This is a genomic window from Ruminococcus sp. (genome assembly GCF_017650195.1).
Taxonomy (GTDB): Bacteria; Bacillota; Clostridia; order Oscillospirales; family Ruminococcaceae; genus Ruminococcus.
Window position 1 is genome coordinate 1 of the sequence record NZ_JAGCFH010000172.1, and the last position, 12346, is coordinate 12346.

7 protein-coding genes and 1 pseudogene are annotated in these 12346 nt (G+C 45.7%); 5 read left to right on the top strand and 3 right to left on the bottom strand.

The genetic code is table 11. The annotated features are described in order from the left end of the window. From J6U00_RS08025 to J6U00_RS08040, 4 genes and pseudogenes are all read left to right on the top strand, one after another. A pseudogene (locus J6U00_RS08025) lies at positions 1 to 493 on the top strand (hypothetical protein); the annotation flags it as partial. Between the two features lie 212 nt (positions 494 to 705). Next, positions 706 to 963 (top strand): preprotein translocase subunit SecG, encoded by a 258-nt coding sequence (secG, locus tag J6U00_RS08030; RefSeq protein WP_296580837.1) that lies wholly within the window; start codon positions 706 to 708, stop codon positions 961 to 963. A 64-nt stretch (positions 964 to 1027) separates the two neighbouring features. Next, on the top strand, positions 1028 to 3205 hold the full coding sequence (gene rnr, locus J6U00_RS08035) for a ribonuclease R (RefSeq protein ID WP_296580840.1): 2178 nt from the start codon (positions 1028 to 1030) through the stop codon (positions 3203 to 3205). Further along, on the top strand, positions 3205 to 3972 hold the full coding sequence (locus J6U00_RS08040) for a hypothetical protein (protein ID WP_296580843.1): 768 nt from the start codon (positions 3205 to 3207) through the stop codon (positions 3970 to 3972). The genes rnr and J6U00_RS08040 overlap by 1 nt, the downstream gene beginning before the upstream one ends. Positions 3973 to 4040: 68 nt before the next feature. Here the strand turns inward: J6U00_RS08040 and J6U00_RS08045 are convergent, their stop codons facing one another. The 3 genes from J6U00_RS08045 to glmM form a co-directional block, all read right to left on the bottom strand. After that, positions 4041 to 5849, bottom strand: coding sequence for a Na/Pi cotransporter family protein (locus J6U00_RS08045; protein WP_296580846.1), 1809 nt, complete (start codon positions 5847 to 5849; stop codon positions 4041 to 4043). Positions 5850 to 6058: 209 nt separating this feature from the next. Further along, positions 6059 to 7618, bottom strand: a complete 1560-nt coding sequence (locus J6U00_RS08050; RefSeq protein ID WP_296580849.1) for a lipopolysaccharide biosynthesis protein — start codon at positions 7616 to 7618, stop codon at positions 6059 to 6061. Between the two features lie 170 nt (positions 7619 to 7788). After that, on the bottom strand, positions 7789 to 9174 hold the full coding sequence (gene glmM, locus J6U00_RS08055) for a phosphoglucosamine mutase (RefSeq protein ID WP_296580851.1): 1386 nt from the start codon (positions 9172 to 9174) through the stop codon (positions 7789 to 7791). A gap of 344 nt (positions 9175 to 9518) precedes the next feature. Between glmM and J6U00_RS08060 the strand changes: the two genes are divergently transcribed. Next, positions 9519 to 12346 (top strand): YfhO family protein (locus J6U00_RS08060; RefSeq protein ID WP_296580853.1); only part of this gene is annotated, 2828 nt, incomplete at its 3' end.

Genomic DNA, 12346 nt, shown 5'->3' on the forward strand with positions numbered 1-12346 from the left:
GACTGTAGCTATTGATTATACTATTCCTTCAAATGCAGGCGCTAACATCAAGGCTATGGTTTGGTGGCCTCACGACGACGATGTTACTATCGAAAAGATAGTTCTCCACAAGAGTGGTTCAGGCAGCAGCAACAATACAACAACTACCACAACAACTACTACAACAACCACAACTACTACAACCACACCAACTACCACTACTACAACTACTACAACTACTACAACTACTTCCACACAGCCTAAGGCTTCAATGCTGGGTGACTCTAACTGCGACGGAACTGTTGACCTCGCAGACGCAGTTCTCATCATGCAGGCTCTTGCAAACCCTGACAAGTACGGTGTGAATGGTACTTCAAACCTCCACATCACAGAGCAGGGCTGGATTAACGCTGACGTTCACCAGAAGGGCAACGGCGTTTCCACTAACGACGCTCTCGCTATCCAGATGAAGCTTCTCGGCAATATCAGCGGATTCCCGATCGACGTTATTTGATGACATTCAAAAGCAGCTCCCTGAGGAGCTGCTTTTTTTGTTCCTTTTTTCATAAACTTGTATGATTTCAACAATTTTACACGCTTTTTTTATTCTGCTTTTTCGAATTAAACTCTTGCAAAACCGTCCCAACTGTGATATAATATTAAAGCTAATTGAAATATTTCGGCTTATGCCGTAAATCATACTTAATTATTCGGAGGTAATCTTTTATGTCAACTTTAGAGATCATCGGCGGTGTAGCAATACTCGTCATCAGCCTTATCGTTATTATCCTCTGCCTTCCACAGGAGCAGAAGTCACAGGACAGCATGACTGCAGCACTTACAGGCGCAAGCGCAGATTCTTTTTACGGTAAGAACGAGGGCAGGACTAAAGAGGCCATACTTGCAAAGATCACAAGAACTCTTTCAATACTCCTTTTTGTGGCTGTTCTTGCAGTAAACATCATACCGATCTTCGAGAAGTAAAAAAACTGCCCTGTGACCGCGGTCATGGGGCTTTACTTTTATTGCCGAAACTAAGGAGAATGAAATGGCAGAAAAACCAAAAAAGAAACAATCGGAGAAAAAACGCAGCTCGGCGGCTACAGTTGAAAGCTACAGAAACAAGATAGTCACCTTCCTAAAAGCCTATGGAAAAAAGTCTATGCCCTTAAGCGAGCTTGAATCGAAGTGCAGAACAAAAAAAGCAGGCAGAGAGAACTTCACTGCAGCCTTTTCCGAACTCCGTACAGAAGGTGTAGTAATGATGAAAAAGGGCATGAAGGCCGCTCTCTGCTCACGCATAAACGTGTATCCAGGCATGGTTACAAGGCTCAGCCGCACCTTCGGCTTCGCAGTCACTGACGACGGCACAGAGTACTTCATTCCCGGAAAATGTATGCTTGGTGCAATGCCCAACGACAGGGTACTCATATCCCCTATTGCCTCACGTTCTGGAGAGCCGGAGGGAGAGATACTTGATATACTTGAATTTGGCAGCTCTCAGCTCACCGGAAAGATAGAGTACGAGGACGGCAGGCCCTACCTCGTTCCCGATACTGCTTCACGGAATCATATAATAATAGTCCGAGAGGAAAGCATCCCTTTTGAAAACGGCGATAAGGTCCTTGCGGAAATAGTCTACCGCGGTAGGCGCCACGCTGAGCACAAAGTAAAGATAACCCTCGTTTTCGGAAGCTCGGAGTATGCGGCTTCCTCAGCTGCTTCAATACTCGTAATACACGGCGCTCCCACAGCCTTCCCGGAAGAGGTGCTGAAAGAAGCACGGAAGATATCTGAGGGAGGAGTACAGGAGTACTCAGTCAACAACCGCGAGGATCTACGCGATATGACAATATTCACCATTGACAGCGCAGAGTCCAAGGATCTCGACGACGCTGTATCACTGCAAAAAACGCGTAAGGGCTACTGCCTCGGCGTGCATATCGCCGACGTTTCCCACTATGTAAAAGGCAACAGCGCCTTAGACAAGGAGGCTCTTCTCCGTGGTACGAGCATATACTACGCGGATAAAGTGATCCCCATGCTCCCTCAGGAGCTGTCAAACGGTATCTGCTCCCTCAATCCCAATGAGGACAGGCTCACACTCTCTGCTTTCATGGAGCTTGACAAGGAGGGCGCTATGCTCTCCTACCGCTTCTGCAAAAGCGTGATACGCTCCCGTGTAAAGGGCGTATATTCTGAAATAAACCATATCCTCGACGGCAGTGAAAACGACGATATTGCCCAGAAGTACAAGGAAGTACGCAGCAGTATAATGCTTATGAACGAGCTTGCGGACAAACTCATAGCAAGGAAGAAGCTCCGCAGCGCTCCGGAGATAGAGACTAATGAGAGTAAGCTGCTCATAGGCGAAGACGGTATATGCTACGACGTCATGCCCCGTGAGCGCGGAAAGTCCGAACGTATAATAGAAGAGTTCATGCTCACTGCAAACGAAGCCGCCGCAAAGCTCGCCAAAGAGAAGAAGGTGCCCTTCGTTTACCGTATACACGAAGCTCCGCCGGAAGCCAAGACTGAGGCGCTCCATGAGATACTGCCGAAATACGGCTTTGAGTGCCCTCATTTTAGCGAGTTCAAGCCGATACACGCAGCCAAGATACTGGAAAGCGCAAGGGGCACGGACAAGTTCGAGGCTGTTAATATGCTGGTTCTGCGCTCAATGGCAAAGGCAAAATACTCCCCCGAGCCTCTCGGACATTTCGGGCTCGTCCTTGAGGATTACGCCCACTTCACCTCGCCTATACGCCGTTATCCAGACCTTGCTATACACCGGATAATCACGGATATACTTGCAGGCTACAACAGTGACTGGCTCAGCAAGCGCTATGCCGGCTTTGCCGTGAATGCCGCCGACCGCTCCTCAGCTGCGGAGATACGCGCTGTAACTATCGAGCGCGAGTGCGAAGACTGCTACAAAGCGGAGTATATGAAGGCTCATATCGGTGAGAGCTTCACCGCCAAGATATCAGGAGTGACCGAGTTCGGCTTCTATGCCGAGCTACCGAATACAGTTGAGGGACTTGTACATATCAGGAGCCTTCCAGAGGGCGAGTACGACTACACCGAGCCCGTATCCCTTACCGAGAGATTTACAGGGATATCCTATACTCTCGGACAGACCGTTCAAGTGGTCTGCGCCGCCGTAAATGTAAGCGACGGCACCATTGATTTTGTTATTGACGATGACGAACAGGAGGATATATAATGAAAAGAATAGCAATAACGCTTATCGCGCTGGCTCTTGCATCAGCGTCGGTATCCTGCATGGGAGAAAAGACAGGAAAAGCTCCCTCAAAGCCGGACAGCGAAAAAACTACCTCTGTGACCGAGTCTGACACAGAGGACGCAACTACTGCTCCCGTTACTACTACGGCTGCAAGATCTACCACTACACCGCCTGTGGTAACAACTCAGCCGGACCCACTCGGCGGTGGAGCCTTTGAGTACAACTCTGACGGAGCTGTAGTATTCAAGGAGGACAGCAGCAACTCAGAGGAACGTGTTCTCATACAGGCTGCACAGGCCCTCTTTGATTCAGCCTGCCGCACAGAATGGAACTTTATAGTCGGCTGTCCCTTCAAGACTGACGACAGCTTCATTGAAACAGGAGATTTCAACTGGCGCTACTATCACATATCCGACAGCAGTATAAAGACCTTTGCAGACGTTGAAAAGGCTTATTATAAGGTATTCAGCGACCGCTATCCCAACAAGGAGCTCTCAGAGATATTCGTCGAGAGCGACGGCGGAGTATATGCCTACTGCGGCTCAAAGGGCACGGATATCTACTATACTGGCTCAAAGGTAACAGGAATAAAGTCCAGAAGCGATGACGAGATCGTTTTCACAGTGGAGAATTACTACGACGGAAGCGATTACGGCGAGGGTGCTCACACAGAGACCGATGAATTCTCAGCAGTCATCGGAAGCGACAGCGTATGGAAGGCCGGAAAATTCCAGATGCCCTACTGATAAAAACAAGCCCGAAAGTGGTTCGGTTGAACCTCTTTCGGGCTTTATTATTAAAGTTAAGAAGCTTTTTATATATTAACTTCCTGACCGCCCAGCCTGCGGAAATAATCCTCGGCGTAATCGCGGTATTCGTTTCTGAAAGCCTCGTCGTTCTCCTTGACATCGTGAAGATAAGCATGAAGATTGGTCTTTTCGTCCGTCTCGATAAGGCAGCCAGCGATATTGGAGCAGTGATCGGACACACGTTCAAGGTTAGTAAGAACGTCCTGGAAGATATATCCCAGCTCGACTGTACATTCGTCGTTCTGCAATCTGCGGATATGTCTGTTTTTGAGCTCAGTGCTGAGATTGTCCACTACCTCCTCAAGCGGCTCTACTTTATGGGCTATCTTCAAATCGTTGTTCACATAAGCGTCAAACGACTTGTTGACATTCTCGCAGATAGCGTCAGTTATTACTATTATCTCGTTTATACACTCCTCAGAGAAGCTTATGCCCTTTTCGTGCATTTCCTGAACCGATTCCACAAGATTTACCGCATGGTCGGAAATGCGCTCGAAATTTCCGACGCAGTGCATCATCTTTGATACACTTCGGCTGTCGGCTCCTGTAATACTTGCCTTTGATAATTTCACAAGATAGCTGTTAATCTTGTCCTCATATCCGTCGATGATGTCCTCATTTTCGATTATTAGGTCACAGGCTTCCTCGTCGTATCCTTTCAGAAGTTTCATTGCCTTGATTATGGTCTCCCTTGTAAGTTCAGCCATCTGATTTGTAGCCGAGATACAGGTATGAACAGCTACGGCAGGGGTTTTAAGAAGAATCTCGTCCAAACCTGTGAGAGTTCTTCTAGGATCCTTGACTTCTTCCTTACCATCCCTTACGACTATCTTTGAGAGTGCAACAAGCTGCTTTGTGAATGGCATGAACATAACTGTGGTAGCGATGTTGAATATAGTATGCATAACCGCGATGCCCACGTATCCTACAGTCTTACTCATAATACTGAGATCAGCAACGTTCTGGAGTATCATTATTATCGGCAGTAGCACGAGAGTTCCAATTATCTTTATGATGATATGTGTCCATGCAACTCTCTTTGCATCCTTGCTCACGCCCATAGTAGAAAGCAGAGCCGTAACGCAGGTACCAATATTGCAGCCCATTATTATGGGGAGAGACATACCCCATGTAAGTCCGCCTGTCTTTGAGAAAGCCTGTAATATACCTATAGAGCCTGCCGAGCTCTGTATGATACCGGTGAATACAGTTCCGACCACAACGCCGAGCACTGGATTATGGAAGGCTGTGAGTATCCTCTGGAAATCCGGAGAATTTGCAAGAGGATCAACTGAATCCGACATTAGAGCCATACCTGTCATTAGTACTGCAAAGCCCACGAGTATACGTCCTACGTCCTTTTTCTTGTTCTTTTTTGCAAACATTATAAGGATAACTCCTGCCAGTGCTATAAGCGGTGAGAAGGATACAGGCTTCAGCAACCTAAGTATAAAGCTAACTATACCGCCCTCTCCCGAGTCCTTGATACCGTCAAGGCAGAGTATCCATGCAGTAAAGGTAGTACCGATATTTGAGCCAAAGCATACACCAACAGTTTGTTCAAGAGACATTATGCCTGAGTTTACAAAGCCTACCAGCATTACCGTCATAGCCGATGAGGACTGTATGGCGATAGTTACTCCCATACCTAGGAGTATAGCCTTAAGCTTGTTTGAAGTCATTTTTTTCAGTGCGACCTCGAGTTTGCCGCCTGTAAGCTTTTCAAGACCTGTTGACATTACATTCATTCCGTAGAGGAAAAAGGCAAGTCCGCCGAGCAGGGTGAAAATGTTAAAAATAGAGAATTCTTCCATACTTTTCTCCTGTCTGTCTTTCTTCTTTCTTATACTTTTATTTTCCCTTCTGATTATATTATAGCATTTTGTGTCATTGAGTCAATGATTTCCTCAATAGTTTAACGTGGATTTAACATAACACTACATCCATTCGTCATATCGCATAAAAAATGCCGCAGTATCCCTCAGAAAGAGATACTGTGGCATAATACAGCTATAATTTAGCCTTACTTCTTCTTTGACTTCTTTATATTCTTTTCATCTGCTTTTTCGGCAGCTTCCTCAACAGCCTCGATAACGTCCTCAAGATCGTCATCATCATCGTCACCGCCATCAACTCTTACAGCCTTTTTCTTATTATCGTTCAGAATTGCTGAAATAAATGCAATTGCAAGATAAACGGCAAATATTAGCATTTCAAAAACAATTATAAACTTTAACGAATTGCTTACAGCTTCACCTAAACTTGCTGAAGCAGATTTTGTTGCAGGAGCAAGAACTGTATAAGCATTAGCAAACTGAACGTTCTCAAAATAATCATTTGCAGTCTTTTCAGTAAGGTCAACAATATCGTTCACCTTCTTGTTGAGAGCTGCGAGATCGGCCTCTGTCTTTTCAATATTAGCCTTTGAGCTTGACTTGTTGGACTTGAGTGCGTCACGTCTTGACTCGTAGAACTTTATATCCTGCTTTGTCTGTGCAAGTAATGCTTCAACGGTAGTCTTCTGCTTGAACATTGCGTCATACTGTTCCGAATGAACTGTAGACTCCACGTCGGCTGTCTCGCCGTATACAGTGATCTGATCCTTTATATACTTATCAATGGAAGCGTCAAGGGCCCTTACGCGCTCCTCATACTCTTCCTTCTCGCGGCTTAAATTCTCTATCCTGTAATCATAGTAAGCAATGGCTGAATCCTTGTTCTTTGTAACATTGTTTACAGCGATATAAGATGATATCCTGTCAAGATCAATGCTGGTAACTGTCTTTGCATACTCGGAAAGATCATTAAAGGTATAGCCTGTTACACTCGAACGGAATGCTGTATTATCTTCCTCGTCAAGATCGTTAAGGTAGCTCCTCAATTCTCTAAGCGAATCCTTATAAAGGTCAACCTGCTGAGCATAATCGTAGCTATCCGTATCAACAGCAGTAACTGCTGCTCCGAGAGGCTTGTTGAAGCCGTAGAGCTGATAGAAGTAATCGCCGTAGCATTCAAGGAGAGTATTGAGCAGCTCTGCACCGGTAATCTTGTCAAAGCCAGCATTGCCATAATCAAATATAACAGTATACTTTGTAGGATAATACTTAACATCAAGCATTTCCTGTGCTGCCGAGAGAACACCGCTTGAAGCCTTATCCATTACACTGTTGTAAACCTTGAACTTATCATAAGCGTCCTGAGGTATTATATACTGGAACCTGATGTTGGATCTTACACTTTCCAACATTTCAAGGTCGATGCCCATTTCTGTAAGAGCCATTTCTATGACCTTGGGGCTCTTCACGGTCTCTATGTCGAACTTTCCGCCCTTTTTGGGATCGAGACCCTGCTCTATTCCATCATAGGTAAAGCTTATGATAGCCTGTGCAGGATAGCTGCTTGAGAAAGTTTTAAGTGCTGATAACGAAAAAACAGCAATACCGGCTATTATCGCCAGAACTATCCATAAAACGAGAAATCTCTTAAGCTGCCTGAAGACAGACGAAAAGGATATAATGACCCTATCCTCATCTTCCTGATTCTTGATCGTGATATTGAGATCACGTCCATTATTCTTAGCCATTTTAACCTCCGATTTATTATACATTTAGTCAGATTACGACAGAATATGCCGTAAAGATAATTATATCACTAAAGGAATACAACGTCAATAGCAGGATAAAATTTCCGGAAACAGGCTTGTTTTCACCAAACCGCACCTCCCGGTATCTAACATTAATGTCTCGCCTCTGCTTATGCCATATGACCTTTTGCTTTTATAACATCAACGACTCTGTCAACGCAGCTGCGGCATACAGCCTCGTCCTCAGCCTCTACCATGACTCTTACAAGAGGCTCTGTACCGCTCTCGCGGACGAGTATTCTTCCTGAATCGCCAAGCTCTGCTGCGACCTTGTCCACCTCTGCACGTACATCGGAGTCTGCCTGAGCAGCAGCCTTGTCCTTTACCTTAACATTTTCAAGGACCTGAGGATATACCGTAAATGGAGCAGCAAGCTCGCTGAGTTTCTTCTGGCGCGACATTATTACCTGCATTATCTTGAGGCTGGTGAGGATACCGTCGCCTGTAGAGGCATACTTGGAGAATATGATATGTCCCGACTGTTCGCCGCCGATGCAGCAGCCGTGCTCCTTCATGTATTCATATACATATTTGTCGCCTACAGCAGTCTTTGCGTAGTCAACGCCTATCTCGTCGAAGGCTCTGTAAAGACCGAAGTTGGACATTACTGTAGTAACCACTGTATTGTTTATGAGCTTTCCGCGCTCCTTCATATATCTTCCGTATATGTAAAGGATATGGTCGCCTGTGATAACATTGCCCTTTTCGTCCACGCAGAGGCATCTGTCAGCATCGCCGTCATAAGCAAAGCCTGCGTCCAGCCCCTTCTCCACTACGAATTTCTGGAGTCCCTCAATATGTGTGGAGCCCGCATTGTTGTTGATATTTATACCTGTAGGCTCAGCGTTGATAACGTAGGTCTCAGCGCCGAGAGCTTCAAATACTGATTTTGCTATATTCCATGCTGCGCCATTAGCACAGTCAAGACCTATCTTCATTCCTCTGAACGAGTACATTCCAAGGGATATAAGATAACCGAGATAGCGGTTTCTTCCTGATACGTAGTCAACACTCTTGCCTATTTTCTCGCCGTGAGCAAAGGGAACCTCCTCCCACTTCTGACCAAAAGCCTCAAGCTTGCCGTCAAGGTAAGCTTCAACGAGGTCTATCACCTCGTCCTCCATTTTCTCGCCCTGACCGTTAATGAGCTTTATACCGTTGTCATAGTAAGGGTTGTGGCTTGCTGAGATCATGATACCGCAGTCAAAGCTGTCAACTCTTGATATATATGCGACAGATGGCGTAGTAGTAACGTGGAGAAGGTATGCGTCCGCACCGGAAGCGGTAAGACCGCCTACCAGCGAGTATTCGAACATATAGCTCGAACGGCGTGTATCCTTTCCTATAACTATACGCGCAGCGCTGTCATCACCGTTTCTTCTTTTGAGTTCCCCGTAGTACCAGCCCAGAAAACGTCCTACTCTGTAGGCGTGATCTGCTGTAAGGTTTTCGTTTGCTGTTCCTCTGAATCCGTCAGTTCCAAAATATTTTCCCACTTTATTAAATCTCCTTATAACCAGTTTTTATACTGAAAGTCCGTTCACGGACCAACAATGATTTAATTATAGCACTTTGTACAACAAACGTCAATGCTTTTCGTGAAATTGTTCTTAATTAATATTTATTAATGTATATAGTGACATAAAAAATACTTCCCCTATATTATACGTATCATACAGTCAAAACTCTCAGGTATTTCCAAAAATTTTCACGTATTTAAAAATTTTCCTTCCGAGGAGCAATTTTCTATTGCAAAAGATAAATATTTGTAGTATAATAAAAAATAGTATAAAATCGGGTATTATGGCTAAATGCGCCCGAATCAAAAGGAGGAACAAAATTGGCTAAGTCAAAAGCTACGGGCACAAAGTCCAAGAACAGTGCTGCCCGCAACAAGATCGGCAGTACCAAGCCAGCCGTTACAGCCGCAGACATCATAGCCGAGAAGAACGGCAGAAAAATGAAGCCCTATGTGTATATCGCTTCATTCCTGATACCATTTCTTCTGACATTCGTGTCATACATTGGTTTTGATGTTTATCCATTTGGCGAACGCTCGGTCCTGACTCTTGACCTCAACGGTCAGTATATTTACTACTTTGAAGCACTAAGAGATGCATTCTGGGGTGACGGAAGCATTTTCTACAGCTGGAGCAGAAACCTTTCCGGAGGCTTCATGGGTATCATAGGATACTATCTTGCCAGCCCATTTACCCTTATAGTTATGCTGCTTCCGAGAAAGATGATACTCGAAAGCGTAATGATAATGCAGATGACAAAGGTCGGTACAGCAGGTCTCACCTTCTGTGTATACGCGCAGAAGTCCAAGAAGCTGAGACCGCTCCAGTCTGTCATGTTCTCCACTATGTATGCTATGATGGCTTACGTCGTTATCCAGCTCATAGACCCCATGTGGATCGACGGACCAGTATTTCTGCCGCTGATAATACTCGGTGTGGAATACCTTGTAGATGACGGACGGAAGATAAACTACATCATACCCACAGCGCTGATGTTCATCGCCAACTTCTATATCGGCTACATGATAGCCTTTTTCATTGCCCTTTACTTCTTCTACTATGTATTCTTCGGAACAAACAGGAAATTCAAGGACATAACTGAATATTTCAAGGTATTCGTAAGAATGGGCATATCCACGGCGGTAGTCCTGATGTGCAGCCTTATAATGATACTGCCGGTATACAACGCTCTTGCACTGGGTAAGTTCGACTTTTCACAGCCCGACTACAGCTACAAGGCAATGTTCAATCCCCTCGAACTGATACCGTGTCTGCTGCCAAACCAGTACTACTCCGTAAACGTTGACGAGGGCACACGCTACTATGGACGTCCTGAGATATACTGCGGTGTGCTCACATTCGTGCTTATACCTCTGTTCTTCATGAACAAGAAGATAAAGGTAAACAAGAAGATTGGCTACGGTCTCCTTTCCTTCGTACTCCTTTTCAGTATGTACGTAAAGCCCATAAACATGATGTGGCACGGTGGTCAGGATCCTAACTGGCTCCCCTACAGATATTCCTTCCTGCTCTCATTTGTATTCGTATCAATGGCAGCAGACATCTTCTCACACCTGGAGGGCTATAAGCTGTCCGCGCTCAGTACGGGCATATCGGCATCTGTTATCGGTATCCTGACGCTGTTATTCTGCGCTATGATGAAGAAATTCAACTACAGTCAGGAAAAATACCCTTATGTAGCCATCCTCCCCTACAAGGACAAGATGAACCGCGGCTCAGATTCGTGGGAAGAGCTCTGGCTCGGAACTATTGCATTTGGGCTTATACTCGGCGCGATATACCTTATAGGCGTTTACTGGTACAGCCATTCCAAGACCTCAAAGGCAAGGAACGCCATAACTGTGGCAATGGCTTGTCTCATATTCTTTGAAACAGGCTACAACTGCTATGACTCCTTCAGAAAGATATTCAAGGAAGTCGGAAACTCCGACCGCAGCACATACACAGATATAATGACAGCTCCCAACGTCGTAAAGGAGCTTGAAAAGCGCGACGGAGGCTTCTACCGCGCGGAAAAGACCTTCAACCGAATGGTAAACGACGATCTCGCCTACGGTCTTAAAGGTATATCTCACTCCAGCTCGGTAATGAACTCAAGAGCTATCACCTTCATAGAAACAATGGGTTACTTCACTCAGAGCTTCGAGTCCAAGTACGAGGGCTGTAACCCTGTTGCAGATTCGATACTCGGCATAAAGTACGTCCTTGACGACAAGAACAGACGTCCCACTGGAAGTGAGATGCTCGATTCCTCTTATAAATACTTCTTCTCAGCCGAGTACAAAAAGGATCACGACGTACCTGCTTCTATGGATATCTACGAGAATCCCAACGCACTCGGCATCGGATATATGGCAAATGCAGATATCCTCAAACTCACGGCACTCGGTAACGACAATCCCTTCAACAGTCTAAACAACTTCCTCAGCGCTATGGCAGGAAGCACAACAGACTTTGCAAACCTCACACCGAGACAGTACTACGTTCCGTTTGACTATACCGTAAAGTACGACGATACAAAGGTATACCTCCACGACTACAACAACAATGGCACTATCCATGACTGCTACGAAGCCTTTGCAGGCGTTGACGACGCAGTTGTAAACGTTGACGTTACTGTTCCCAAGTCCGGAAACATCTATATGCACCTCGGCTCGGAAATGAGAAAGCAGGTCAACGTATGGGTCGGCGTAAAGGACAGCGACGGCATATATAAGGGACAGAAGTCCGGAACCACCAACTATGATGGCTATGGCACCTACTTCAATACCAATTCATCGCCTATCGTAAGAATGGGTCCATTCGAAGAGGGAGACGAGGTCGAGATCAGACTTACCATACCGCCTACAGGCGATCACGGTCAGTATACCGGAAGCAACGAATATATGATGGTAAGAAAGAACGCTGGTTTCAACTTCTACTACCTCGACGAGGAAGCATTTAAAGAAGACATTGCGAAGCTTCAGGACAACTCCTGGAACCTCGATATGAGCAAGACCAACGACAGATACCTTATAGGCGATGTTGACGCATCAGACGGTGAAATACTCATGACCTCGATTCCCTACGAGCCCGGCTGGGAGGTAAAGATCGACGGAAAGACAGTACAGAGCCAGATACTCGAGGA

What these genes read in the sequence shown, in the direction of transcription:
- J6U00_RS08040 (WP_296580843.1), top strand. Translation starts at nt 3,205, where the DNA reads ATGAAAAGAATAGCAATAACGCTTATCGCGCTGGCTCTTGCATCAGCG.
- J6U00_RS08045 (WP_296580846.1), bottom strand. Translation starts at nt 5,849, where the DNA reads ATGGAAGAATTCTCTATTTTTAACATTTTCACCCTGCTCGGCGGACTT.
- rnr (WP_296580840.1), top strand. Translation starts at nt 1,028, where the DNA reads ATGGCAGAAAAACCAAAAAAGAAACAATCGGAGAAAAAACGCAGCTCG.
- secG (WP_296580837.1), top strand. Translation starts at nt 706, where the DNA reads ATGTCAACTTTAGAGATCATCGGCGGTGTAGCAATACTCGTCATCAGC.
- J6U00_RS08050 (WP_296580849.1), bottom strand. Translation starts at nt 7,618, where the DNA reads ATGGCTAAGAATAATGGACGTGATCTCAATATCACGATCAAGAATCAG.